The following is a 26081-nucleotide window of genomic DNA, read 5'->3' as shown; positions in this document are numbered from 1 at the left end:
CAGCGACATGGCGCTGACCAAATGCCTGCGAGATCACAAGGTTGCCAGCGACACGCCGGGGCGTATTGCAACCGCGCACGGATTTCGGTCGAGTTTCCGCGATTGGGCTTCGGAAAACGGCTACGCAAGGGATTTGGCCGAGCGTGCGTTAGCGCACACGATCCGCAACGCAACCGAGGCTGCTTATCATCGCACGGATCTGCTTGATCAACGCCGAGAAATGATGCTCGCCTGGGAAAAGTGGGTGCTCAACAAGCAGTGAAAACGCTGATCTTTCGAGCTTGAGACGAGAAAGGGGCAGAAGAGCAGGCGCAGGTGAACGAAGGTTACGCCATGGCCGCAAGCGCATGTTCGACTCCGTTTTTGATATGCTGTTCCAGGGATTTGGTTGCGGTTTTGGTGTCTCTGGCGAGAGCGACTTCGAACATTTCCTTTTGTTCGCGAACGGCATCTTCACCGCGATAGGTTAGCACCAGCATCTGGTAGCGCAGGTACCTGTCATACATGATCGAGTGCAGCGACAGCAGGTTCTTGTTGCTGCAGGCCTCGATCATCGCCAGATGGAATTCCCAGTCGTACCGTTTCCAGGTTTCCTTCTCACTTTCATCGCCGCGAAACATCTTTTGCTCCATCAGGTGAAGCTTGTGATGAGCTGCCACAAGATTCCCCTCCCAATCGGTATCGCCGTTTTCCACCGACAGCCTGAGAGCATGGTACTCGAGCAGCACCCGAAGGCCGCCAATTTCAATCAAGTCGCTTTTCGAGACGGACGTCACGCGGAATCCAGGTTGCTTCGACACTCAAAAACGCGATCGCCAGAGACCGGCCAACGGTTCTGGATGTGACGATGACCAATAATCCGACACCAACGACAGGCCATTGGAACATCCTGGATATCTATTCACCAGATAGGGATGTTTCCCAAGTGTCGACCTGAGCCAAAACTTGTGGGTTGAAAGACCAAAGAAAGCGCCTTTATTGCCGCAGCCAAATACGGTGCGCGGCGCGATTGGAGCGCTAGATAGGATTATCCTCGATGTGCGACACCTGTCTGATAGCGGGTCAGTTCACCGATCAGCTGAGCACCGGCCGGGCGGTCATCGCGCTTGCAGAATTCTTCCCAGATCGCGCCATACGGCAGGTCCTTCAACTCTTCAGTCAGGATCAGGCGCGCCGTGAAGTCGAGGGTTTCCTCGGCCTCCTTCAGCCGTTCGAGCGGGAGGAGCATGGCCCTCAAAAGCGCCTTCTGCATGTTGCGCGTTCCGATTACCCAGGCAGCGGTCCGGCTGATGGTGGCGTCAAAGAAGTCGAGGCCGATATGCGTTCTGCCCAGAAGGTCTTCGCTGATCAGTGCCTGGCCCATTGCGAGGATGTCGTCGTTGAGCAGGATGACGTGGTCGCTGTCCCAGCGCATCGGCCGGGAGACATGAAGGAGAAGTTCACCCACGGACAGGGCCACCGCGCTGAGCTTGTCGGCAATATTCTCCGTCGGGTGGAAATGGCCCATGTCGAGGCAAAGTAATGTGCCTTTGCGGATCGCATAGCCGAGGTAGAATTCGTGGCTGCCGACTGTGTAGGCCTCGACGCCGATGCCGAAGAGCTTGCTCTCGACCGCATCGCGCATCGTCGCCGGGTCCTGTTCTTCGGCAAGCATGGCATCCAGCGAAGCCTCGAGCCTTGCGCGCGGGGCCTGCCGGTCAATGGGCAGGTCCTTCATGCCGTCGGGCACCCAGATATTGTTGATTGCGGGCGATCCGAGCGCGGTTCCCATTGCTGCAGCGATGTCGCGCGTCCGCCGGCCATGCTCGATCCAGAAATCCCGAATGCCAGGGTCCGGATGCGACAGCGTCAGGTTGTCGTCCGCTTTCGCGTGGGCGAAGAAAGTCGGATTGAAATCAAGGCCAAGGCCCTGGTCTCTTGCCCAGTCGACCCAGGAGACGAAGTGGCGGTATTCGATCTCGTCCCGCTCCGGTGTCTCATTGGTGTCCATGTACATTGCATGGAGGTTCAACCGGTGCTGACCGGGGATCATTGCATAGGCAAACTCGAGATCCGCCCGCAATTCGTCCGGCGTTCTTGCACGGCCGGGATGGTTTCCGGTCGCCTGGATGCCGCCGCCGGAAGACCCGCTCCTTTGTTCAAACCCGGCAACGTCGTCACCTTGCCAGCAATGCATCGAGATCGGTACCTGAGCGAGCCGCATAAGAGCGGCTTCCGTATCGATACCCCATTCGGCAAACCGGGATTTTGCAGTCTCGTAGGTCATTGCATGTTTTACCGCGTAAACGCCTGAACATTGCCGGCATCAACATTGAGGATGTTGCCGGTCGACTTCGCCGAAGCTTCCGAGGCAAAGAAGTAGCTCGCCTCGGCAATATCTTCCGGCAGCACCGAGCGCTTCAGGAGCGATCGCTGGCGGTAATGTTCCTCCAGTTCCGAGGTGTCCTTGCCATAGGCTTCCGCCCGTTCCTTGAGCCAGTCGCCGGACCAGATCTTCGATCCTCGCAGGACCGCGTCCGGATTGACCACATTGACGCGAATGCCCTCGGAGGCCCCTTCGAGTGCCAGGCAGCGGGCAAGGTGCAGTTCGGAAGCCTTGGCGGTGCAATAGGCACTGGCGCCGGGTGAGGCAGCAAGACCATTCTTGGAGCCGATAAAGACGATGGAACCGCCGATGCCTTGCGTTTTCATCACCTGGAACGCGGCCCGAGAGACGAGGAAATAGCCTGTCGACAGGATCGACATGTTGCGGTTCCAAAGATCAAGGCTGGTCTCTTCAATGGGTGCGGACGAGGCAATGCCGGCGTTGGAAACCAGAATGTCGACACCGCCGAATTCCAGTGCCGCACCAGCGAAACTTTCGGCGACGGCATCCTCGCTGGTGACATCCATGGTCACTGAGCGAACGACATCTGCAGAATAGCGATTGGCGAGATTGTCAGCGGCTGCCGCAAGTGCCGCGGCGTCGATATCGGCCAGCACCACGCAGGCACCTTCCCGCAGGAAACGCTCGGCGGTTGCAGACCCGATGCCGCCGGCTCCCCCCGTGACAAGTGCAATCTTGCCGGCAAGGCTCTTTGGCTTTGGCATGCGCTGGAGCTTCGCTTCTTCCAGAAGCCAGTATTCGATATCGAAGGCTTCCTGTTCCGGCAGGCCGCAATAGGTGGACACGCCGGACGCGCCGCGCATGACATTGATGGCGTTGGTATAGAACTCGGCTGAAATGCGCGCGGTTGCCTTATCCTTGGCAAAGGTGATCATGCCGACGCCGGGCACGAGGTAGACCACAGCATTGGGATCGCGCAATGCCGGACTGTCGTCATGCCTGCAGCGGGCATAATAGGCGGCGTAGTCATCCCGGTAGGCTTCAACCGCCGCTCCTAGGCCGGAAAGCGTGTCATCGACATTCGGGTTTTCCGGATCGAAATCGACTACCAGCGGGCGGATCTTGGTTCTGAGGAAATGGTCCGGACAGCTGGTGCCGAGGGCGGCAAGCGCCGCCATGTCTTTGGAGCAGACGAATTCCAGCACCGCATCGCTGTCGTCGAAATGACCGACCATGTTTTGTTTGGAGGACACCATGCCGCGAATGGCCGGCATCAACCGGGCTGCGGCCGCCCGTCGATCGGCCGGGGCAAGGGCCCGGCATGCCGAACCGCCAAAGGCATCCTTTCCCGCTGTCTTTTCTTCGAACCAGGCCATGGCCTTGTTGATGATTTCAAGTGTTGTTTCATAGCAGGCCCTGGCGTCATCGGCCCATGTGAAGAGGCCGTGACTTTCCAGCACCACACCGCGGGCATCAGGGTTTTCGAGGCAGAATTTTTCAAGCCACAGGCCGAGTTCGTAGCCGGGCCTCTTCCATGGCAGCCAGCCGATGTCTTCGCCGAAAATTTCCCGTGTGATTGCCTTGCTGTCGCTGGCTGCTGCGATCGCAATGATCGCGTCGGGATGCATATGGTCAACATGCTTCCTGGGAACATAAGCATGAAGCGGCGTGTCGATCGAGGCTGCACGAGGGTTGAGGTTGAAGGTGCAATGAGGCAGGTAACCGACCATCTCGTCTTCGAAGTCGACGCCTCGATAAATCCCCTTCAGCGCGCGCAACTTGACCATATAGAGCGTGGCGAAGCCATCCAGATTTATGGTGCCGACATCGCCGCCGGAGCCTTTTACCCAAAGCACTTCGGTGGTTTCGCCGGTGAGCGGGTCCGTTTCCATCACTTTGGCGGAGGTGTTGCCGCCGCCATAATTGGTGATGCGTTTGTCCGAACCGAGCAGGTTGGACCGGTAGAGCAGCAGCTCCGCCTCGTTCATTCCAGAGGCTTTCTGGTCATCCCACAGGTCGGCCAACCGGGATCCGGCAGCGGAATTCAACATCTTTTCCTCCCATGACAGCCTGACAGCTTGCGTCTCGTTGATTAGAAACTCGCTTGATCAGTTTGGAAAGTCAATCAGAAACAATCAAAAATGATCATTTTGCAGCGCAATATGATCATTTTTGGCATTTTTTGATTGACACTGATCGATATCAGTGGAAACGTTTGAATGTTGGGAGGACCAGATGCACGAGAAAGAACGTCACAGGATCATTCTATCCGCAGTCCAGGACCGTCCGGTTGTGACGGTGCAGGAACTGGTGGCGTTGACGGATTCCTCGGAGGCAACCATTCGCCGGGACATTGCCCAGCTTCACGTGCAGAAAAAGCTGCGGCGGGTCCGGGGTGGAGCCGAGTCCATCCATCCGCCGCAATTTGTCGGTCTGGCGGGCCGGCCCTTCAGTGTCAATGAAACGATCAACATCGCGCAAAAGCGAGCAATTGCGCAAAAGGCCGTCGAGCTGTGCGAGGACGGTGATGCGATCATCGTGAACGGAGGCACGACCACGTTCCAGATGGTGCACCCGCTGGCGACCAAACGCTGCCAGGTCTTTACCAACTCGGTCCCGATCGCTGAGCACCTGTTAAAGAATTCCAAGAACACGATCATGCTTTCCGGCGGTGTGATTTATCGCGAACAGAACATCATCCTGAGTCCGTTCGAAAATGATGTGACCCGGAATTTCTATGCCAAGCGGATGTTCATGGGGGCACAGGGCCTTGGGCCTCTTGGCCTGATGGAAGCGGATCCGCTGCTGATCCAGGCAGAGCAGAAACTGATCGGCCAGGCAGACGAACTCGTTGTTCTGGTGGACTCTTCGAAATTCAACGCAAGATCGAGCCTGATCCTGTGCCCCCTGGAACGGATCTCGACCGTCATCACTGATGACGGAATTCCGGACAACGCGGCCAAGATGCTGGAACAGGCCGATATCAATCTGATCGTGGCACCGGCAAGTGCCGCACAGAGCAAGGCGACCTCGAGCGGGTAGCCAGTATCCTGCCGCGTCCTGGAGGAGGCTGGCAGTCATTTTGGGAGGAAACAATGAAACTCTGGAAATCACTTCTGGCTGCAACTGCCATCGCCGCCGTTTCGGTGGCCAGTCCGGCCCAAGCCGACGATAAACGCATCGCCCTCGTGGTCAAGGCGCTCGGCATAGGCTTCTTCGAAGCCGCAGCCAAAGGGGCTGAAGAAGCCGCCAAGGAACTCGGCGATGTCGAAATCATCTATACCGGCCCGACAGACACGACGGCTGAAGGTCAGATCGAGGTTATCAACGCCCTGATCGCGCAGAAAGTCGATGCCATCGCCATCTCCGCAAACGACCAGGACGCTCTGGTGCCGGCTCTGAAAAAGGCTATGGACCGCGGCATCACCGTCATCTCCTGGGATTCTGGGGTCGCCCCCGAAGGACGGCAACTGCACCTGAACCCGTCCTCGAATCCGCTGATCGGCAACATGATCATCAAGCTGGCCGCGGACCATCTGCCGGATGGCGGTGACGTCGCTGTGCTGTCTGCCTCCGCAACGGCCACGAACCAGAACACCTGGATCGAGGAGATGAACAAGGTCAAGGGCAACTACCCGGGCATCAACGTGGTCGCGACCGTGTATGGCGACGACCTCGCCGACAAGTCCTACCGTGAAGCCCAGGGGCTGATGCAGACCTACCCTGATCTGAAGGCCATCATTGCACCGACCTCAGTCGGCATTGTTGCCGCGGCCCAGGCGGTGTCCGACGCGGAAAAGGCCGGACATATCAATGTCACCGGTCTGGGACTGCCCTCCGAGATGGCCGGGCATATCGAGTCTGGCGCCTCCAAGTCATTTGCGATCTGGAATCCGATCGATCTTGGCTACTCCGCAACAATGCTGGCCTATAACCTGGCCACTGATAAGGCTGAAGCAGCGCCGGGCGCGGACATCCCGATGGGCCGCATGGGCACGTTGACGCTGAACGACAGCAACGAAGGCGCGATGGCTGATCCGTTCGTTTATGACAGCTCGAATATCGACGACTTCAAGGACATCTTCTAAGCTGGTCCGAGCGACCTGACGGAATACTGTCCGGGACCCGGTGTTCTCGCACCGGGTCCTTTGCACCAGAGATTTAACACCAGGCTCCGGGATATGGTCATGCTTGCGAACACGCAGGGCAGTGCTGACGTGCATCAGCGATCGGGCGATAGCGCCGCCCCCGTCTTGTCCCTTGCGGGCATTTCCAAGTCCTTTCCGGGTGTCAAGGCGCTCAGCGGCGTTTCGCTGGATCTCTATCCCGGAGAGGTGACGGCGCTTGTTGGGGAAAACGGAGCCGGCAAGTCGACCATTGTAAAGGTCCTGACCGGAATCTATCAGCCGGAGGAAGGCGAGATCACGATCGGTGGAACGCCGGTTTCCTTTCCAACGGCCCAGGATGCCGGCCGGGCTGGGGTCACGGCCATTCATCAGGAAACGGTGCTCTTTGATGACCTTTCGGTCGCGGAAAACATCTTTATCGGCCACGCGCCGAAAACGAGATTCGGTCTGATCGACCGCAGCGCGGTGGTCGACAAGGCACAGGCGCTTCTCGACCGGATCGGCGCCAGGATCGACCCGACCGTGACGCTCAAGGATCTCGGTATTGCCAACAAGCACCTGGTGGCAATTGCCCGGGCGCTCTCCATTGACGCCCGTATCGTGATCATGGACGAACCGACCGCTTCCCTGTCGCACAAGGAAATTGAAGAAACATACGAACTGGTTGAACGCCTGAAGGCCGAAGGCAAGGCGATCCTGTTCATCAGCCACAAGTTCGACGAGATTTTTCGGATCGCGGATCGTTATACGGTCTTTCGGGACGGCCAGATGGTGGGGGCCGGACGGATCTCGGACGTATCGGAGCGTGAACTGGTCAAGCTGATGGTCGGACGATCGGTCGACCAGGTGTTCCCAAAACGTGTTTCGCAGCGCGGAGAAGAGGTCCTGAAAGTGGTCGGCTATTCGCATCCGACGGAATTTGAGGATATCGGTTTCACTCTGCAGGCTGGCGAAATTCTTGGATTTTACGGTCTGGTTGGTGCTGGCCGCAGCGAGTTCATGCAGGCCTTGTTCGGCGTCACCAAACCGTCCAAGGGTGCGATCCGGATCGATGGCCGGGTCGCGGTGATCCGCAATCCGAACGAAGCCATCGGCCACGGCATTGTCTACGTGCCCGAAGACCGCGGCAAGCAGGGCGCGATCAAGGGCCTGCCGATCTTTCAGAATGTCTCTTTGCCGTCGCTGAAAGAAACCTCGCACAACGGCTTCCTCAGGCTGGCGAGGGAATTCAGACTTGCGCGCGATTACACGCAGAGACTGGATCTGCGCGCGGCAGCGCTCGATCAGGACATTGGCAAATTGTCCGGCGGCAATCAGCAGAAAGTGGTGATCGCCAAGTGGCTGGCCACAAAGCCCAGGGTGATCATTCTGGACGAACCCACCAAAGGCATCGACATCGGTTCGAAGGCAGCCGTTCATGAATTCATGGCGGAACTTGCCGCGGAGGGACTGGCGGTCATTATGGTGTCCTCCGAAATTCCGGAAATTCTAGGAATGTCCGACCGGGTGATCGTCATGCGCGAAGGGCGCATTGCCGCCGAATTCGAAGGTGAGGACCTGACACCTGAACACCTGGTACGCGCAGCGGCCGGAATCGCGGAGGTCCGGTCATGATCCCGTCCGCCTTGAAATCCCGAGAGGCGATCCTGGCCGGAGCGATCCTTGTTCTGGTTGCTGCCATTGCCTCGCGGTTTCCAGCCTTTGTGGCTCCTGGAAATCTTGCAAATGTCTTCAATGACACGGCACCGCTGATCATCCTGGCGCTCGGGCAGATGGTGGTGATCCTGACCCGATGCATCGACCTGTCTGTTGCGGCCAACCTGGCCCTGACCGGCATGGTGGTGGCCATGCTGAACACGCTCATGCCTGGCCTTCCGGTACCTGTCATACTGGCCGTCGCCATCAGCCTCGGCGCCCTTATGGGCTTGGTGAACGGCCTGCTTGTCTGGCGGCTGGACATTCCTCCGATCGTGGTGACACTTGGAACCATGACCATCTACCGAGGTATCATCTTCGTGATTTCCGGTGGGGAGTGGATCAATGCGCACGAGATGAGTGATGCCTTCAAGGCCTTCCCGCGCGAAGTCGCGCTCGGTCTGCCGGTGCTCTCCTGGATCGCGGTCCTGGTGGTGCTGGGCTTCGTGGTCCTGATCGGCCGCACACCGCTCGGACGAGCGTTCTTTGCCGTGGGTGGCAATCCGCACGCTGCTGTTTACACAGGCATCAATGTTGGTCAGACCCAGTGCGCCGCCTACGTGATTTCAGGGGCACTGGCAGGGTTGACTGGATATCTCTGGGTGGCGCGCTATGCCGTCGCCTATGTTGATATCGCCGGCGGGTTCGAACTGGAAGTGGTCGCAGCGTGCGTAATCGGCGGCATCTCCATTGCCGGCGGCATCGGGTCGGTTGCAGGAGCGCTGCTTGGCGCCCTGTTCCTCGGCATTGTCAAGAACGCCTTGCCTGTGATCAACATTTCCCCCTTCTGGCAGCTCGCAATTTCCGGCAGCGCCATCATCATCGCGGTCGCTTTCAACGCCACTTCCAGCCGGGCCAAAGGCAGGGTGATCCTGAAAAAGGCGGAGCACGCGACATGAGCACGACCGCAGCTGAGACCGGCCCGACCGGGCGGCAATTGCCCGACCGTTTGAAGTCCCCATTGCAGCGTTTCCTGGGAAGTTGGGAGTTGCTTCTTCTGGTGGTCGCTGCCGGGGTGTTTGTCCTGAACAGCTTCGCTTCGCCTTACTTCCTCGATCCGTGGAACCTGTCCGACGCGACCTTCAATTTCACCGAGAAGGCGATGATCGCCTTTGCCATGGCGCTCTTGATCATTTCGGGTGAGATTGATCTCTCGGTCGCTTCGATCATCGCACTCACCTCGACCGCCATGGGTTTTGCGGTTCAGTTAGGCGCCGACACACCGATGCTGATCCTGGTCGGTCTCGGTGTCGGTTTGGCCTGCGGTGCCTTCAACGGCCTGCTGGTGACCGGTTTCGGCCTGCCGTCCATTGTGGTCACCATCGGAACTATGAGCCTCTTCCGGGGCATTTCCTATATCGTTCTTGGCGACAAGGCCTATACGGGCTACCCGTCCGACTTCGCCTTTTTCGGTCAAGGTTATGTCTGGTGGGTGATCTCTTTCGAGTTCGTGCTGTTCGCTTTCCTTGCCCTTCTTTTCGCCGTGATCCTGCACCAGACGAATTTCGGCAGGGCTGTTTATGTCATCGGCAACAATCCGGTTGGTGCCCTCTTTTCCGGTATCCGCGTGGCGCGGGTCAAATTCGCCCTCTTTTTGCTGACCGGCCTGATGTCCGGCGTCGCCGCGATTTGCCTGACCTCGCGGCTTGGTGCGACACGGCCGTCGATCGCCTTCGGCTGGGAGCTGGAAGTGGTCACGATGGTGGTGCTCGGAGGCGTGAGTATCCTGGGAGGATCCGGCTCCATTCCAGGTGTGGTGATCGCAGCCTTCGTGATGGGCATGGTTACCTTCGGGTTTGGGCTTTTGAACGTACCGGGCATCGTGATGTCGATCTTCATCGGTCTTCTTCTGATTGGAGTGATCGCGCTGCCTCGGATCGTCCGGCAGGTCCTGGCAAAGCGGAAAGTCTGAATCCATGGAAAAAATCGCCTTCAAGATGCAGCTCAATCCGGGCATGGAAGCCGAATACCGGAAACGCCACGACGAGATCTGGCCCGAGCTGGTGACCCTGCTCAAGGAGGCCGGTATCAGAGACTACTCGATCCATCTGGACCGGGAGACGGACATTCTCTTCGGTGTGTTGTGGCGGGAGGACGGGCACGCCATGGAGGATCTGCCTGGGCATCCAGTGATGCAGAAATGGTGGGCCCACATGGCCGACATCATGGCCGCCGAGCCCGACAACAAGCCTGTTGTGACAGAGCTTGAAACCGTCTTTCACATGGCTTGACGTCAGATGAGCGCACCCCGGCATGTCGGCGTAATCGATATCGGCAAGACCAACGTGAAGGTCGCTGTAGTAGATCTGGTGGGACGCAGGGAAATCGGTGTTCTCAAACGCTCAAACGCCGTGGTTGCCGGTCCACCCTATCCCCATTACGACATAGAGGGGCACTGGCAGTTCTTGTGTGAAGCGCTCGCCAGTCTGAATGCAGACCATGGCGTAGACGCTATCTCGGTTACCGCGCACGGTGCCAGCCTGGTCCTTTTAGACGAGACAGGCAACCTGGCCACTCCGGTGCTGGACTATGAATTTGGCGGGCCGGATGACCTTGCCGCAGCCTATGACGGCATCCGACCGGATTTTGCCGAGACCGGCTCCCCAAGGCTGCCTGTCGGATTGAATGTCGGTGCCCAGTTGTTCTGGCAGTTCAGGTCCGATCCGGAACTTGAAAGGCGCGTCGCGACGGTTCTGACTTATCCGCAATACTGGACCTTTCGCCTGACAGGCGTTCTGGCCAACGAGGTGACCTCGCTTGGCTGCCACACGGATCTGTGGAACCCGCGGCAGGAAGACTTTTCGTCACTCGTCACAAACCTCGGTCTCCAGGAGAAGATGGCGCCGGTCAGGAAAGCGGTCGAGTGTGCCGGACCGCTGTTGCCTGGAATTGCCGAGGCGACCGGGCTGCCGCCGCAAACGGCCGTTGCCTGCGGCATTCACGATTCCAACGCGTCGCTGCTGCCGCATCTTCTGGAGCGAAGGGCTCCCTTCACGGTGCTTTCAACAGGAACCTGGGTCATTGCGCTTGCCATCGGGGGCAGGGACATGCCGCTTGATCCGGCCCGGGACACGCTGATCAACGTCAATGCCTTTGGTGATCCGGTCCCCTCGGCCCGCTTCATGGGGGGGCGGGAATTCGACCTGGTGATGGGAGACAGACCCGCCGGCTGCACGGAGCCGGAAGCCGCCGCCGTCCTTGAACGGCAGATCATGCTTTTTCCGGCTGTTGAACCCAAATCCGGACCGTTCCCGGGCAAGAACGCCCGCTGGAACGCGGAAGAGACAACGCTGACACCGGGCGAGCGCTTTGCTGCCCTGTCCTTTTATCTTGCGCTGATGAGTGCAGAATGCCTTGCGATGATCGGTGCGGACGGCCCTACAATTGTCGAAGGCCCTTTCAGCCAGAACCTGCAGTTTCTCGCCATGCTGGAGGCGGCCACCGGGCGGCCGGTCGACACCTCGAACACATCCGCAACCGGCACCAGCATCGGCGCGGCACTTCTTGTCGCGGGAAGAGCCGACCCTTCTGCACCCAAGCAGGCAAGCCCGATACGCCAGACCGAAATCGACCCGCGTGCCGGCGCGTATGCCTCCACCTGGCGAGCGCAGGTTGCAAGCGTCCCGTTCTCGGAGGGCACGGCCTTATCCGCGCAGCTTTATCGTGGTGCACCTGGTGTCAGTGACTGATCATCCAGGGCCGTTTTGACGGGAACGTCTTGCTGCCGTCGGCCTTGTAAACGGCGCTCGAACGAAAGTTTCCGCTTGAACCGGAGCAACAGGAACATCCAACCGGATGACGCTTGCGCGATTCCCGGCCGGCATCTTCACGTTCAGACTTCGTCGAGAATTTCGGCTGGTGACGCGAGGTTTCATTTCGTTGATGCGCCTGCCTGTCGCTCGGGGAAAGCCCCGACATATTGGGAGCCCGAAGGATGGCACGGGGGGCCTCGGCCTTGCAGGCGGGACAGGTGATCGGAGCATCGTGCTCTGACATTGGACGGCGGGCGGAGATTGGCCCGCAGGTTGCGCAAAGATAGTCGTAAACGGGCATGAGGCGGTCCTGAACCGTTTGATTGGATGAAGGTCTGGAGCAAATCTGGCGACTTGCTCCGGTCTGGATTTTTGCGAAGATGGTCAAAGATCCGGTGCAAGCGGGACGTCGATCGATCCGTCGAGATACTTCAACGGTCCTTCCGAACCGGGCATCATGTCGAATTCAAAGATGTCCGTTGGCAGCCAAGAGCGTCGCGCAGGCGTTAGGAATGTCCACGACGCCGGATATGTGCCCTTGAACGGGGGCTGTTCCCAGAATGGCGTAGGCCTGAGCGCCGGTATAACCGAACTTTTTCATGTATTCGATCGCGTTCAGACATGCCATGCGATAGGCGATGTGAACGTCGAGATAGTGCTGTGTGCCCGCCTCATCGACCGAAATGCCTTCAAAGATAAGATAATCGTCGTATTTCGGCGTGATCGGGGACGGTTTGAAAATCGGGTTCTTGATCCCGTATTTGGAGACGCCTTCCTTGATCAGGCTGACACGAATATGCAGCCAGCCGGCCATTTCGATGGCGCCGCAGAAAGTGATTTCGCCGTCGCCCTGGCTGAAGTGAAGATCGCCCATGGAGAGGCCGGCACCATCGACATAGACAGGGAAGTAGATCTTCGAGCCGCGCGACAAATCCTTGATGTCGCAGTTGCCGCCATGTTCGCGAGGTGGGACGGTCCTTGCCGCCTCTGCGGCGGCGGCTTCCTTGGCCTCGCCCTTGAGCCGCCCCATATGGGCGGACTGGGTGTTGGGGAGTGCTGCGAGTGTCGGGATGCGGTCGGGGTCTGTATCAAACAGTGCCTTTTCGCGTGTGTTCCACATGTCCAGCATCGAACGGTCCGGCAGACAGCCGATCAGGCCAGGGTGAATGAGCCCGGCATAGTTGACACCCGGTACATGGCGCGAGCGGGTAAACATGCCCTCAATGTCCCAGATCGATTTCTGCGCCTCGGGAAAATGCTCCGTCAGAAAGCCGCCGCCGTTCTGCTTGGAGAAGAAGCCGTTGAAGCCCCAGAGCATTTCCTCCTTGGCACCGATGTCGAGAATGTCGACGACAAGCAGATCGCCTGGCTCGGCACCTTTCACACCGATCGGACCGGAGAGGTAGTGTACCTGCTCCAGTTCGACGTCGCGGACATCTGCCGCATCGTCGTCATTCTTGATCTGGCCTCCGGTCCAGTCGTAGGTTTCGATCCTGAAGTCGTCTCCAGGTTCCACCCAGACGGCCATGGGGATGTCGGGGTGCCAGCGATTGTGCACCTTTTCGTTGGTGTGTGGGGATTCGCTCAAATCCACCGAGATCAATGTGTCTGCCATGGGAGGTCTCCTCTGAGGTTGGCGCTGTGCAGATGCGCCCGGGTTTCGTTTCGGATCAGACGGACAGGAACGCGGCGACCTTCTCCTCGTCGACGCTGGCCCTCGGTTCGTCGTGAACAAGACGGCCGTTCTCAAGAACGAGAACGCGGTCTGCGACATCGAGGGCGAAGGACAGGACCTGTTCCGAAACAACGATCGAAAGGTCTTTTTCGTCGCGGATGCGCCGCAGCACACGGGCCATCTCACGGATGATCGAGGGCTGGATGCCCTCTGTCGGTTCGTCGAGAAGCAGGACCTTGGGATTGGTCGCAAGCGCGCGGGCAATGGCGAGCTGCTGTTGCTGGCCGCCCGACAGATTGCCGCCGCGCCGGCCCTTCATGTCGAGCAGCACGGGAAACAGCTCATAGATGTCGTCGGGAACCTTGCTCCGGCCGCTGATGGAAAGACCGGTCTCGATGTTCTCCTGGACCGTCATGGTCGGAAAGATCATCCGGCCCTGCGGCACGTAGGCGATGCCGTTTGCCACGCGGTCGTAGCTCTTCATCGACGTGATATCGATGCCGTCCACCGCAGCGGCGCCGTCACTGGTCGGAACAATTCCCATCAGGGATTTCATAAGCGTTGTCTTGCCCATGCCGTTGCGGCCCATGATGGCGGTGATCTCGCCTGGGGCGACGGTGAAATCGAGGCCGTGAAGCACTTCGCTCTGGCCATAGGCAACGTGGTAATGCGCGACGTTCAGCATGAGAGCCTCCTAGTGGCCGAGATAGACATCGATGACCTTCGGGTCCGCCTGCACCGTAGCCATCGAGCCCTCGGAGAGGATCTTGCCCTGGTGCAGAACAGTGACGCGGTGGGCGATGTCCTCGACGAATTTCATGTCGTGCTCGACAACCATCACCGAACGGCCCTTGGTGATCTCGTTCAGGAGTTTCGCGGTCTGCTTGCGTTCCGAGACGCTCATGCCGGCAACCGGCTCATCAAGCATCAGGAGTTCCGGGTCCTGTATCAAAAGCATCCCGATCTCCAGCCACTGTTTTTGACCGTGGCTGAGGAGAGCTGCCTGCTTGTCGAGGAGCGCGTCGAGAAAAACCATTTCGGCGATCTCCCGGACACGTGTCTCGACCTCGGCATCGCGCTGGAACGTCAGCGCTCCCCAAACGCTGCGGCCACGGGGAAAGGAAAGTTCCAGGTTCTCAAAAACGGTCAGATCCTCGTAGATCGACGGGTTCTGGAACTTGCGCCCGACCCCTTCGCGCACGATCTCGTGCTCGCGCAGCGCTGTCAGTTCCTTGTTGCGGAACTTGATCGACCCGTCGGTTGCTTTCGTGCGGCCGCAGATCAGGTCGAGAACCGTTGTCTTTCCGGCTCCGTTTGGTCCGATGATGACGTGGATCTCGTTCTCGTCGACATAAAGGTTCAGGTCGTTGACCGCCTTGAAGCCGTCAAAGGAAACGGTGAGGTTCTCGATGGAAAGCAGAAAGTCGGTGTTGTTGCTGAGTGTGTTCATCGGGCCCTCCTATTCGGCCGGTTTGGCGGAAGGGGCAGCAGTCAGATCTGCAGCGGGGGGAGATGTGTCAGGATCGCTTCCACGCCCTTTGCCGCCCATGAAACGGTCGACAAGAGGAGCGAGATAGCTCTGGTAGAGGCCTGAAAGACCGTTCGGGAACACCAGAACGACGGCAATGAACAGAGCACCCAGGCCGAACAGCCAGAGTTCTGGGAAGGTCTCGGAAAAGGTGGTCTTGGCCCAGTTGACCAGAAGCGTTCCGTAGACAGCGCCGAAGATTGACAGCCGCCCGCCCACGGCACAGAAGATCACCATTTCGATGGACGGGACGATGCCGACAAAGGAGGGCGACATGAAGCCGACCTGCAAGGTGAACATTGCCCCGCCGATTGCCGACAGGACCGCCGCGAAGCAGAATACGAAAATCTTGATGTTCGAGACGTCGTAGCCCGAAAACCGGACGCGGTCTTCCTGGTCGCGCACAGCGACAAGCAGACGGCCGAGTTTGCTCTTCAACACGATCTGGCACAACACGAGGACGCCGATCAGAAGCGCTCCGTTGACGTAGTAGAGAATATACTTGGCTTCGTCGGTGCGGATGTCCCAGCCCTTGAGGGTTCTGAGATCGGTGATGCCGTTGACGCCACCCGTATAGCCCTGCTGGCCGATGATCAGGATGGTCAGGATCGCGGCGATCGCCTGGGTGATGATCGCGAAATAGACGCCCCCGACCCGTCGCTTGAACATGGCAGCGCCGATGATAAAGGCGAAAACCGCGGGCACGACGATGATGGCAAGCAGCGTGAACGTCAGGCTGTTGAACGGCTCCCAGAACCAGGGAAGGGCCGTGATCTGGTTCCAGTCCATGAAATCCGGAATGCCCGGGGTTGACTGGATGGCGGTTGCCTCCGGTGTGGAGGCCTCCAGCTTCAGATACATGGCCATGCAATAACCGCCGAGGCCGAAAAACACGCCTTGTCCAAGGCTCAGAATGCCGCCTTTGCCCCAGCAAAGAACCAGACCGATCGCAACGAAGGCATAGGTCAGGTACTTGCCGAACAGGTTGAGCCGGAAAATGTCCATGGCGAGGGGCATGACAACGAACAGGACTGCGGCAATGACAAGCAGGCCCAGAAGCTCCTGCCGTGACATGAAGGATTTCAAGCTGGTCATCGAGGCCTCCTCAGCGACGGATTTTGAGGGAGAACAGGCCTTCCGGACGCAGCATCAGGATGCCGACAACCGTCAGGAGCGTGAGGACCTTTGCCATGGAGCCGGACAGGAAGAATTCCATGGTCGACTGGGCCTGACTGATGGCGAAGGAAGAGGCGATGGTGCCAATGAGGCTGGCTGCGCCGCCAAAGACGACGATCAGGAACGTGTCGACGATATAGAGCTGGCCCGCCGTCGGTCCTGTGGACCCGATCATGGTAAAGGCGCTGCCTGCAATCCCGGCAATACCGCACCCCAATGCAAATGTGTGCCGATCGACCTTTTCCGTGTTGATGCCGACGGCACCGGCCATGACACGGTTTTGCACGACGGCGCGGGTCTGCATGCCCATCCGGGACCGAAAGAGAATGAAATAGACGCCGATGGCGATCACGAAGGTCAGCACCATCACGAAAATGCCGTTGATCGGGATTTCGATGATGTCTGTCAAAGGCACGGAGCCGAGCAACCAGTTGGGCAGCGAAACGCCGACCTCTCTTGCGCCGAAAATCGAGCGATAGGCCTGTTGAAGGATCAGGCTCAGGCCCCAGGTTGCCAGGAGTGTATCAAGCGGGCGCTTGTAGAGGTGGCGTATCAGTGACCACTCGACGAGGGCTCCGAGTGCCCCGGCGGCCAGGAAGGCAAGCGCCATGGCAAAGAAGAAGTAGACGCCGAAAAGCGACGGCGCATAAGCCTCGACCAGATTGGAGCACAGATAGGTGACGTAAGCGCCGAGGATCATGAATTCGCCGTGCGCCATGTTGATCACGCCCATCTGGCCGAAGATGATCGCAAGCCCCAAGGCCATCAGAACGAAAACGGAAAACAGGATCAGACCGGCAAAACCCTGCATGGCAAAAATGGACCCGAGTTCTGTCCATGTGTAGTCGGCGAACATTGCGCGCGTCTCCAGGCTCGTGGGTGACGCCGGTGGCGACCCCTTTCGAATTGGGAATGAAAATCTCTGAGGGGGCGCTGCGTGAGCTGCATTCACGCAGCGCCGGGTCGTGTGCCCGTCAGGTCACGGGCGTTTTCCTCCCTGGGGGAAAGGTCTTGCCGGGCTTACTGGTAGCCTTCCGGGAAGGGGTCCGGTTCCATCAGGTCAGCGGTTTCATAGACAAGCTCGTACTGGCCGTCGGTCTTGGCCAGACCAATGCGGGTCTTGGACCACAGGTGATGATTTTCATGCACACGCACGTAGCCTTCGGGAGCCGTCGTCAGCTCGATCCCGGGAGAAGCCAGGCGAACCTTGTCGATGTCGAAGCTCCCTGCCTTTTCAACAGCGGCCTTCCACAGCCAAGGGCCGAGATAGGCGGCCTGGGTCACGTCGCCGATCACGATGTCCTCGCCCCACATTTCCTTGAAGGCCGAGACGAATTCCTTGTTGTTCTCGTTGTCGAGAGACTGGAAGTATTTCATTGCGGCGTAAGCGCCTTCGATGTTTTCACCACCGATGCCGCGAATTTCATCTTCGGTCACGGAGATCGTGAGCAGCAACGGCTTTTCCTTGGTCATGTCGATGCCGGCAGCCTTGAGCTGCTTGTAGAATGCAACATTGGACCCGCCCACGACGATGGCGTAGATGACGTCGGGCTTCTTGAGCTTGATCTTGTTGATCACCGAATTGAACTGGGTATGGCCGAGCGGATAATATTCTTCGCCAACCACCTTGTGGCCCAGCTTTTCAATGTGCTTGCGGGCAATCTTGTTGGACGTGCGCGGCCAGATATAGTCGGAGCCAAGCAGATAGAAGCTCTTGGCGCCCTTTTCTTTGGCGACCCAGTCGATCCCGGCAATGATCTGCTGGGTGGCTTCCTGTCCCGTATAGATCACGTTGGGTGACTGCTCCAGGCCCTCATAAAAGGTCGGGTAATAGAGCATGCCGTTATACTGTTCGAAGACGGGTAACACCGCCTTGCGCGATGCGGAGGTCCAGCAGCCAAAGACGGCAGCGACCTTGTCGTTCACGAGCAGCTTCTTGGCCTTCTCAGCGAAAGTTGGCCAGTCGGAAGCGCCATCTTCCTGGATGTATTCGATTTTTCGACCGAGCACGCCACCCATGGCGTTGATTTGCTCGATGGCCAGCTTTTCCGCCTGTACCGATCCGGTCTCGGAGATCGCCATGGTTCCGGTTACCGAATGCAGGATACCGACTTGAACCGTGTCGTCGGTCACTGCAAGGCCTGTCGTGTTCACCTCGTCTGCGAAACTCGGGCTAACGGTGCCCGCTGCCATGAGGATCGCGGTGGCTGCCGTCCCGGCGAGGAGGGACCGGCGGGACATCCGGCTTTGAACTATGTCTTTTACGCGTCGCATTCTTGGACCCCTATCTGGTTCGAGGGTGAAGCAGGGCACCCAAAAGCGCCTCCGCATGGTCCAAGGCTCGTCGGATTTTGTGCGCTGCCGCAATGCGTCAGTTGCTGTGGGTCAATTGACTGATTCCCAAAGATTGAAAAATATGCAGAAGTATTTGATTGGTTGTTTCGAAGTCAAGTTGAAGGAAGTTCTGATTCAATTTCGGTTACTTTTGATTTTCATTTTGTCTTCAAAGTCAACCAAAGAAAGAAAGGAATGGTAATTCGAAATGACTACCTAGAATGATTGGAAAAGGCACGGAAATTGCTTCGCGGGTTTAAGGGGAAGTGAATTTTCTCTCACTCAATGCGGCGTTTGCGCCTCAAGTGAGCGAACTGCTTTTCTGGCTTGCGTGCGACGCACAAAAACTGGGCGGCGAGCTTCAACGAAAACCACGGGCGGGGGTACATGGCAGGTTATCAGCGGGTTGTGCGCTCGCGCCGAACATATAACCAGTGGGTCGCCAATCAGACCCTTGAAGACTATGCGCTGCGCTTCACCGCGAAAAGTGCCCGGCGCTGGTCACCCATATGGGTGGCGAATACGGCGCTCGGTGCGATTTCGTTTCTGGCGCTCGAAGCGATCGGCGCAGCCATTACCTACAACTATGGTTTTTCGAATGCTGTGCCCGCGATCCTCTTTGTCGGCTTGCTGATCTTTGTTACCGGCTTGCCGATTTCTTATTACGCCGTGAAATACGGGGTCGATATCGATCTTCTGACCCGCGGTGCCGGGTTTGGTTACATCGGTTCGACGGTCACGTCGCTGATCTATGCCAGCTTCACATTCATCTTCTTTGCTCTGGAAGCAGCCATCATGGCGACGGCTCTGGAGCTGTTCCTGGGCGTGCCACTGAACATCGGTTATCTGATCTGTTCGCTGATTGTGATCCCCATGGTGATTTACGGGATCACCCTGATCAGCCGATTGCAGGTTTATACGCAGCCCCTCTGGATCGTTCTGCAGCTCCTGCCCTTCGTCTTTCTTGCCTGGCAGGGAGTTGCGCCCGTGTCGGACTGGCAGAGCTTTACCGGCCGTCTTGGAGCTGAGGGCGGGCAATTTGATCTGTTGCTGTTCGGTGCAGCCAGCGCAGTCCTGTTTTCGCTGATCGCTCAGATTGGCGAACAGGTCGACTTTCTGCGGTTCCTGCCGCGTCAGCGGCAGGGGCGGCGGGGAAGTTGGTGGCTTGCCCTTCTGGCGGCCGGACCAGGCTGGATCGTGGTCGGTATCTTCAAGTTGCTGATGGGGTCCTTTCTCGTGGTCGTCGCGCTGCAGAGCGGCCTGGAGCCTGAGAAAGCCATTGAGCCGACCCATATGTATCTGGTCGCATTCGGCAAGGTCGCAACTCCGGAAGTTGCCATCGCGCTCACAGGCATTTTCGTCATTGTCTGCCAGATCAAGATCAACGTGACCAACTCCTATGCCGGCTCCATTGCCTGGTCGAATTTCTTCTCGCGCCTGACCCATAGCCATCCCGGTCGCGTGGTCTGGTTGGTCTTCAACGTGGTCATTGCGCTGACCTTGATGGAGCTCGGTGTTTACAAGGCACTGGAGCGAACGCTCGGGCTCTATTCGATCGTCGCCGTGGCCTGGATCGGGGCGCTCTTCGCGGATCTTGTTATCAACAAGCCCCTCGGGCTGAGCCCGCCCTATATCGAATTCAAGCGTGCACATCTTTATGACATCAACCCGGTCGGACTTGGGTCCATGACGGTGGCCAGTCTGGTCGCATTTCTGGCCTATGCCGGTGTCTTCGGCGAGACAGCACATGCGCTTGCCAGCTACATCGCGCTTTTCACGGCCATCGTCCTGGCTCCCCTGATCGCCTATCTGACGGGTGGCCGCTTCTACATTGCCCGCGACCCGGTCGACCTTCGCACCGAAAGCGGTGAGAAAAAGCTCAACATCACCTGTTGCATCTGTGAACACACATTCGAACACGAGGATATGACCCATTGTCCGGTCTACACCGGGCCGATCTGCTCGCTTTGCTGTTCCCTGGATGCGCGATGCGAGGACGATTGCAAGGATCAGGCGCGGTGGGGAGATCAGATCTCGTCAATGCTGCACGCGATGCTGCCCAATCGGACTGCCGGCTGGCTTGGGTCGAGGGTCGGGATCTATCTCGGGGTCATGCTGCTAACGACCCTGGCGCTCGGTGGCATTTTGTATCTTGTCTATGTGGAGGCCGGAACGTTGTGGGATACGGCCGGCTCGGAGGCTGTCGCCCGCGCCCTGACACAGGTCTTTTTCATTCTGTTGCTGATTTCCGGCGTGATGGCCTGGCTGTTCGTGCTGGTTCACGAGAGCCGAAAGTTCGCCAACGAGGAAACGCGGCGGCAGACCGGCTTGCTGATGAAGGAAATCAGGGCTCACAAACGAACCGATGCAAAGCTGGAAAAGGCCAAGGAAGCAGCTGAGGCAGCGAACCAGGCCAAGAGCCGCTACGTGGTCGGTATCAGCCACGAATTGCGGTCGCCGTTGAACGCGATTGCCGGCTACGCCCAACTTCTGCGCAAGGATCCAACTATTCCCGCCCACCGGCGGGATGCGGTCAAGGTCATTCAGCATTCCGCAGATCATCTGGCCGGTCTGATCGAAGGCCTTTTGGATATATCCAAGATCGAAGCCGGGCACCTGACCATTTATCGCGAACGGTTCAATCTGCACGAATTCCTGAACCAGATTGTCGACATGTTCCGCCTGCAGACCGATGCAAAGGCGCTGACCTTCTCCTTTCTTCCTGCTGAAAATCTGCCGCTATTTGTTTTCGGTGATGAAAAACGCTTGCGACAGGTCCTGATCAACCTGTTGTCAAATGCCATAAAATGGACGGACCGGGGCAGCGTGAGCCTCGTTGTCAGTTATCACAGCCAGGTTGCGGAATTCTCGATCGTGGACACCGGCATCGGTATCGCACCAGAAAATCTGAGCCGTATCTTCAATCCCTTCGAACGCGTCGACGACGAAGGCCACGCGAACGTTCCTGGCACCGGCCTTGGGCTGACCATCACGAAGCTTCTCAGCGAGATCATGGGCGGCGACATTCAGGTCACCAGCGAAAAGGGCAAGGGCAGCACATTCAAGGTGCGCATTCTCCTGAGTGCAGCAGATGCACCCAGTGAGACCAGGCCGGTGGAGACGCATGTGGACGGGTATGAGGGGGCGATCCAGACCGTGATGGTCGTGGACGATGATCCCGCGCAGCGTTCCCTGATCCGGGATTTTCTCGCACCACTCGGTTTCAAGGTCCTGACGGCTCCAAGTGGCCGTGCGTGTCTTGAGGCGGTTTCGGCAGAAAAACCGAACGCCTTTCTGCTGGACATCAGCATGCCGGGCATGAGTGGTTGGGACCTTGCCAGAACGCTTCGAGAAAACGGGCAGAGCGAAGCTGTGATCATCATGATATCGGCCAATGCCGATGACAGTGGACGCGACCCCCTGCACCGGATCTACCATGACGATTATCTGGTCAAGCCGGTACGTCTGAAGGACCTTCAGGACAAGCTTCAGCAAGGGTTGAAACTGGTTTGGCGCACGGCCGCCGCAAAGGAAAAAACGAGACTGCAGTTTCCAGCCGTGCCTGCAAGGCCCGTGTTCAGGCAGGAGGGGCTGCCCTCCGTCGAAAGCCTGGAGATGCTCCGGCAATTGAGCCGTCTTGGCTATGTCCGCGGGATCCGTGCGAAACTTGATGACATTGAAGAACACGAACCGAATGCCGCGGAATTTGTCGGGCATCTGCGCCGCCTGATCCGCGAATTTGATCTCACCCAATATGACAAGATACTGGAAGGGCTCGGACATGATCATGAACGCTCCTAGCCCGAGCGAAACGGTTCTGGTGGTCGATGACGCGCCCGCCTCTCTGGGCATGCTCACTGACGCGCTTGAGGAAGCGGGATACACCGTCCTGGTCGCCCAGGATGGCCGCAAGGCGCTTGATATTGCCAGCCGGATTACGCCAGGGGCCATTCTGATGGACGCCGTCATGCCCGAACTGGACGGGTTTGAAACAGCCAAGCAGATCAAACAGGTTGAAGCCTTGCGGGACGTTCCGGTGCTTTTCATGACAGGTTTGAGCCAGACCGAACATATCGTTCGAGGTCTGGAATCCGGCGGTGTTGACTATGTGACCAAACCGGTCGACCCGGAGGAACTCATTGCAAGGCTTCGGGTCCATATCTCGAATGCGCGCAACAGCCACAGCGCCCATGTCGCCCTGGACGCGTCGGGCCGTTTCCTGATCTCGGTTGATCTGTCCGGAAGGGTCTGCTGGGCAACGCCGCAAGCCTTGGCGCTGCTGGACGGCACGGATGGGATTGGCCCGGAGGCCGTTGAACAATTGCCTTCGGAAGCGATTGAGTGGCTGCGCAGCCACTTGCTGGAAACCGGAAAGAGTGCACTTTCCGACAGCGATGTCGTTGCGACAACGGGAGGGCTGTCGCTTAGGTTCAGTTACGCCGGGCAAATCAGTTCAAGTGAACATCTGCTACGCGTGGCTGAAGTGGTCGGCGGCGGCCCGACCCATATTCTGAGAAAGGCATTTGACCTCACAGAACGGGAAGCTGAAGTTCTGATGTGGATCGCCAATGGTAAGTCCAACAAGGAGATTGCCGCGATCCTGGATATGAGCCCCCGCACCGTGAACAAGCACCTGGACCGGATCTTCGGCAAGCTCGGCGTCGAAAATCGAACCTCGGCGGCAGTGGTGTCTCTTAAGAAAATTCTGGAAGGCTGAAGCGGCTTGGGTTTCGCCGGTACTGGTGGTCTGTGCGGTACATAGTCTTGATTAAGCTGGATTTCAGCCAGAGATGGAATGAAACGGACAGCTGCTTCACAAACGAGCCGACATGAAGTTTTCAGACCTGCGCTGGAACACTTGGACAAGTCGACACCTCAACGCTTGTCTCGGCAATGATCTCACACCCCGACCTTCGGGACGCGCGAAACAATTAAAGGCTCTCAGGGGAGTAGATCTCGAACCCGATCATCACGCGCTGTGGGCCCGCGTCAGGACCAGTTTTCTTGGTCTTGATCAAGGTTTCGAGGCTTCTCCGGGCAAACGTTCGCATCGGGTGCGAGATGACCAATGAGAGTGTGCCGTCGATCAATGCCGCCCGTGTTTCACCAAAAAGCTCATAGCCAACCGAACATTTCTACTACTTGGGAATGATATCTCACTGGACGTTATTGAAAGAAATAGCATTCGACTGTGCGGGCAAGCATTTTGGCACAGACGGCAAGCTGAAAAGGCTGAGCCATAATTCAGATATCCTGTGGCTTGAAATCGGAAGGTGCTACCGGAATCACCACTTTTAGAAGGGTTGCGGATTTCTCCAGTCCTTCCAAAGAGTTAAGCAGCACGTCTGCTTTCGGCTCAATTCTGTTCAGCTGTTCGACCCATGGATTGCCTGGATTACGGCATCGGTCACTTCCCGCGTCGTCGCCTTGCCGCCGACATCTGGCGTCAGGATACCTGCATCGCAGACCCGTTCGACCGCGGTCATCAGCCGTCGGCTTGATTCCAGCTCGCCCAGATGATCGAGCATCTGCGAGGCAGTCCAGAATGTTGCAACGGGATTGGCGATGCCCTTGCCGGTTATGTCGAAGGCCGATCCGTGAATGGGTTCGAACATGGACGGAAAACGCCGCTCCGGGTCTATGTTGGCCGTCGGCGCAACACCAAGGCTTCCGGCAAGAGCACCTGCGAGGTCGGAAAGAATGTCTGCATGCAGGTTCGTGGCGACGATTGTGTCGAGGCTCTGCGAGTTCTTGACCATACGAACGGTCATGGCATCAACGAGCATCTTGTCCCAGGTGACGTCCGGAAACTCGTGCGCCACCTCGGTCGCGATTTCGTCCCACAGAACCATGCCGTGCCGTTGGGCGTTCGACTTCGTCACGACCGTGAGCAGCTTGCGCGGCCGCGATTGTGCCAGCTTGAAGGCGTAACGCATGATCCGGGCGATGCCGACACGGGTGAAGATCGCCACTTCGGTGCCGACTTCCTCCGGCAAGCCACGGTGGGTGCGTCCACCATTGCCCGAATATTCACCTTCTGAGTTTTCCCGAACAATCACCCAGTCCAGGTCGCCAACCCCGACATTGCGCAAAGGTGAAGTGACGCCCGGGATGATTTTTGTCGGCCGAACATTGGCATACTGGTCGAACCCCTGGCAGATCGGCAATCTGAGACCCCACAACGTGATGTGGTCGGGGACATCCGGTGCGCCAACGGCGCCGAAATAGATCGCGTCGAAGGGTTTGAGCTGTTCCAGACCATCGGCGGGCATCATCTCACCGTGTTTCCTGTACCGGTCCGATCCCCAGTCGAAAAAGGTCAGGTCGAAGCTGACATCTCCGGAGCGCTGACCGAGTGCAGCCAGGACTTCCGATCCCGCTTCGATCACTTCCGGGCCAATGCCATCTGCCGGGATGGCTGCAATCTGATAGCTGCGCATTGCGAATTCCGTCTTGTTCGGGCTGGCAGCAGCGCATGTCTTCCCATGGCTGCCGACGAGTTGCTGAGACACTTGCAATCTTCGAACAATACGGCAATGTTGGTCTGATCATATAAAATATTGATATAATCGTAGAGGCTCATGGAACTCCGCCAACTGAAGTGTTTCATCACGGTTGCAGACACGCTGCATTTTGGCCGTGCTGCTCAGAAACTCGACATCCTTCCCGCATCACTGGGGCGGCAGATCAAGATGCTGGAGGACAGTCTCGGCAGTCGGCTGCTGACGCGTACGACCCGCAGTGTCGCGCTGACGGCGGCCGGGAGCGATCTGCTTGAAGATGCGCGCGATATTGTGAGCCGCGCAGAGCAGATTGAAGCAACGTTTCGGGAACACCAGAGGGACAAGGCTTCAGTTCTGCGTATCGGAGCGATCGATAGTGCGGCGGTTGGACTTGTACCTCAACTGATCCCGCTTTTCAGGGATATGCATCCGGAGATAGACATTGAGTTACTCGAGCAGAAAACGATCCGCTTGTTGCCCCGCCTCCTGACGGGACGGCTTGACGTTGCTATCGTCCGGCCGCCTGAGGTTCTTGATCCGCGCCTTGTTCTGAGATCCCTGTTCTTCGAAACAGCGGTGGTTGCAGTTCCCAACACGCACCCGCTCGCAAAAAAGGATCGGATAGCTGTCGAGGATATGGCGGACGAACCTCTTATCGTTCCAGACAAGGGGTCGCGGCCGCACAGCCACGATTTGACGATGAAGCTGTTCCTTGAGGCAGGATTGCCGGCTCGTGTCGCTCAGATTGCCGAGGAAAAACAAACCATCGTCAATCTTGTAAGTACGGGTGTCGGGATCGCTATTGTGCCAAGGTGGATTTCAAGGCTTGCCGTTGGCGGCGTGACATTCGTGTCGCTGGATTTGCCGACTGGCCCGGCGAAGAACAGGCTGGCCCTGTCAGTTGCCTGGGTCCGTGACACGCGGGATGCGTCTCGAGACGCTTTTCTGCAGACGATCGATCAGCA

20 protein-coding genes and 3 pseudogenes are annotated in these 26081 nt (G+C 58.1%); 11 read left to right on the top strand and 12 right to left on the bottom strand.

Going from position 1 to position 26081, the window contains the following annotated elements:
* Window positions 1-262: pseudogene (locus E1180_RS22430) on the top strand (integrase); the annotation flags it as partial.
* 64 nt (window positions 263-326) lie between these two features.
* On the opposite strand, the gene E1180_RS09915 reads toward E1180_RS22430, so the two are convergent.
* From E1180_RS09915 to E1180_RS09900, 3 genes are all read right to left on the bottom strand, one after another.
* Entirely contained in the window at window positions 327-776 is a 450-nt protein-coding gene (locus E1180_RS09915; RefSeq protein ID WP_283404630.1) for a GntR family transcriptional regulator, read from the bottom strand.
* A gap of 251 nt (window positions 777-1027) precedes the next feature.
* On the bottom strand, window positions 1028-2266 hold the full coding sequence (locus tag E1180_RS09905; protein ID WP_155191025.1) for an L-rhamnose isomerase: 1239 nt from the start codon (window positions 2264-2266) through the stop codon (window positions 1028-1030).
* 8 nt (window positions 2267-2274) lie between these two features.
* Complete coding sequence (locus tag E1180_RS09900) at window positions 2275-4377, bottom strand: bifunctional rhamnulose-1-phosphate aldolase/short-chain dehydrogenase (protein ID WP_155191024.1); 2103 nt, start codon at window positions 4375-4377, stop codon at window positions 2275-2277.
* Window positions 4378-4561: 184 nt separating this feature from the next.
* On the opposite strand from E1180_RS09900, the gene E1180_RS09895 reads away from it, so the two are divergent.
* From E1180_RS09895 to E1180_RS09865, 7 genes are all read left to right on the top strand, one after another.
* Window positions 4562-5368 (top strand): DeoR/GlpR family DNA-binding transcription regulator, encoded by an 807-nt coding sequence (locus E1180_RS09895; RefSeq protein ID WP_155191023.1) that lies wholly within the window; start codon window positions 4562-4564, stop codon window positions 5366-5368.
* Between the two features lie 53 nt (window positions 5369-5421).
* Window positions 5422-6414 carry a rhamnose ABC transporter substrate-binding protein gene (gene rhaS, locus E1180_RS09890; RefSeq protein WP_155191022.1) on the top strand — a complete coding sequence of 331 codons (993 nt, stop codon included), beginning with the start codon at window positions 5422-5424 and terminating at the stop codon, window positions 6412-6414.
* Window positions 6415-6513: 99 nt separating this feature from the next.
* Window positions 6514-8067, top strand: a complete 1554-nt coding sequence (locus tag E1180_RS09885; protein ID WP_155191021.1) for a sugar ABC transporter ATP-binding protein — start codon at window positions 6514-6516, stop codon at window positions 8065-8067.
* Entirely contained in the window at window positions 8064-9047 is a 984-nt protein-coding gene (locus E1180_RS09880; protein ID WP_155191020.1) for an ABC transporter permease, read from the top strand. Before E1180_RS09885 ends, E1180_RS09880 begins: the two co-directional genes overlap by 4 nt.
* A complete protein-coding gene (locus E1180_RS09875; RefSeq protein WP_155191019.1) occupies window positions 9044-10060 on the top strand; it encodes an ABC transporter permease in 1017 nt (338 codons plus the stop codon). Before E1180_RS09880 ends, E1180_RS09875 begins: the two co-directional genes overlap by 4 nt.
* Window positions 10061-10064: 4 nt before the next feature.
* Entirely contained in the window at window positions 10065-10379 is a 315-nt protein-coding gene (gene rhaM, locus E1180_RS09870) for an L-rhamnose mutarotase (RefSeq protein WP_155191018.1), read from the top strand.
* Between the two features lie 6 nt (window positions 10380-10385).
* The gene (locus E1180_RS09865) at window positions 10386-11837 is read left to right on the top strand and encodes an FGGY-family carbohydrate kinase (protein WP_155191017.1); all 1452 of its coding nucleotides are present in this window, start codon (window positions 10386-10388) and stop codon (window positions 11835-11837) included.
* On the opposite strand, the gene E1180_RS09860 is transcribed toward E1180_RS09865, so the two are convergent.
* The 7 genes and pseudogenes from E1180_RS09860 to urtA form a co-directional block, all read right to left on the bottom strand.
* Window positions 11827-12201 (bottom strand): FmdB family zinc ribbon protein, encoded by a 375-nt coding sequence (locus E1180_RS09860; protein WP_155191016.1) that lies wholly within the window; start codon window positions 12199-12201, stop codon window positions 11827-11829. The two genes, E1180_RS09865 and E1180_RS09860, sit on opposite strands and share 11 nt — an antisense overlap.
* 83 nt (window positions 12202-12284) lie before the next feature.
* Window positions 12285-13515: pseudogene (fmdA, locus tag E1180_RS09855) on the bottom strand (formamidase).
* Window positions 13516-13570: 55 nt separating this feature from the next.
* A complete protein-coding gene (gene urtE, locus E1180_RS09850) occupies window positions 13571-14260 on the bottom strand; it encodes an urea ABC transporter ATP-binding subunit UrtE (protein ID WP_155191015.1) in 690 nt (229 codons plus the stop codon).
* A 9-nt stretch (window positions 14261-14269) separates the two neighbouring features.
* Window positions 14270-15025 (bottom strand): urea ABC transporter ATP-binding protein UrtD, encoded by a 756-nt coding sequence (gene urtD / locus E1180_RS09845; protein ID WP_155191014.1) that lies wholly within the window; start codon window positions 15023-15025, stop codon window positions 14270-14272.
* 9 nt (window positions 15026-15034) lie between these two features.
* The gene (gene urtC / locus E1180_RS09840; protein WP_155191013.1) at window positions 15035-16198 is read right to left on the bottom strand and encodes an urea ABC transporter permease subunit UrtC; all 1164 of its coding nucleotides are present in this window, start codon (window positions 16196-16198) and stop codon (window positions 15035-15037) included.
* Window positions 16199-16208: 10 nt separating this feature from the next.
* Window positions 16209-17135 carry an urea ABC transporter permease subunit UrtB gene (urtB, locus tag E1180_RS09835; protein ID WP_155191012.1) on the bottom strand — a complete coding sequence of 309 codons (927 nt, stop codon included), beginning with the start codon at window positions 17133-17135 and terminating at the stop codon, window positions 16209-16211.
* A 164-nt stretch (window positions 17136-17299) separates the two neighbouring features.
* Window positions 17300-18553, bottom strand: a complete 1254-nt coding sequence (urtA, locus tag E1180_RS09830) for an urea ABC transporter substrate-binding protein (RefSeq protein ID WP_155191011.1) — start codon at window positions 18551-18553, stop codon at window positions 17300-17302.
* A 447-nt stretch (window positions 18554-19000) separates the two neighbouring features.
* Here urtA and E1180_RS09825 point away from each other — a divergent pair, with 447 nt between their 5' ends.
* The gene (locus E1180_RS09825) at window positions 19001-22414 is read left to right on the top strand and encodes a hybrid sensor histidine kinase/response regulator (protein WP_155191010.1); all 3414 of its coding nucleotides are present in this window, start codon (window positions 19001-19003) and stop codon (window positions 22412-22414) included.
* The gene (locus tag E1180_RS09820) at window positions 22401-23330 is read left to right on the top strand and encodes a response regulator transcription factor (protein ID WP_208997052.1); all 930 of its coding nucleotides are present in this window, start codon (window positions 22401-22403) and stop codon (window positions 23328-23330) included. Before E1180_RS09825 ends, E1180_RS09820 begins: the two co-directional genes overlap by 14 nt.
* A gap of 527 nt (window positions 23331-23857) precedes the next feature.
* On the opposite strand, the pseudogene E1180_RS22760 reads toward E1180_RS09820, so the two are convergent.
* A pseudogene (locus E1180_RS22760) lies at window positions 23858-23959 on the bottom strand (sugar phosphate isomerase/epimerase); the annotation flags it as partial.
* Between the two features lie 20 nt (window positions 23960-23979).
* Window positions 23980-25053, bottom strand: coding sequence for a tartrate dehydrogenase (locus E1180_RS09815; RefSeq protein ID WP_155191116.1), 1074 nt, complete (start codon window positions 25051-25053; stop codon window positions 23980-23982).
* Between the two features lie 141 nt (window positions 25054-25194).
* On the opposite strand from E1180_RS09815, the gene E1180_RS09810 reads away from it, so the two are divergent.
* Window positions 25195-26081: LysR substrate-binding domain-containing protein (locus E1180_RS09810; RefSeq protein WP_155191008.1), on the top strand; the 887-nt coding region annotated here is incomplete at its 3' end.

It is taken from the genome of Roseibium denhamense (assembly GCF_009711415.1).
GTDB classification, from domain to species: Bacteria; Pseudomonadota; Alphaproteobacteria; order Rhizobiales; family Stappiaceae; genus Roseibium; species Roseibium denhamense.
Note: the sequence above shows the minus strand (reverse complement) of the source record. Positions and strands in the feature narration are given on the sequence as shown.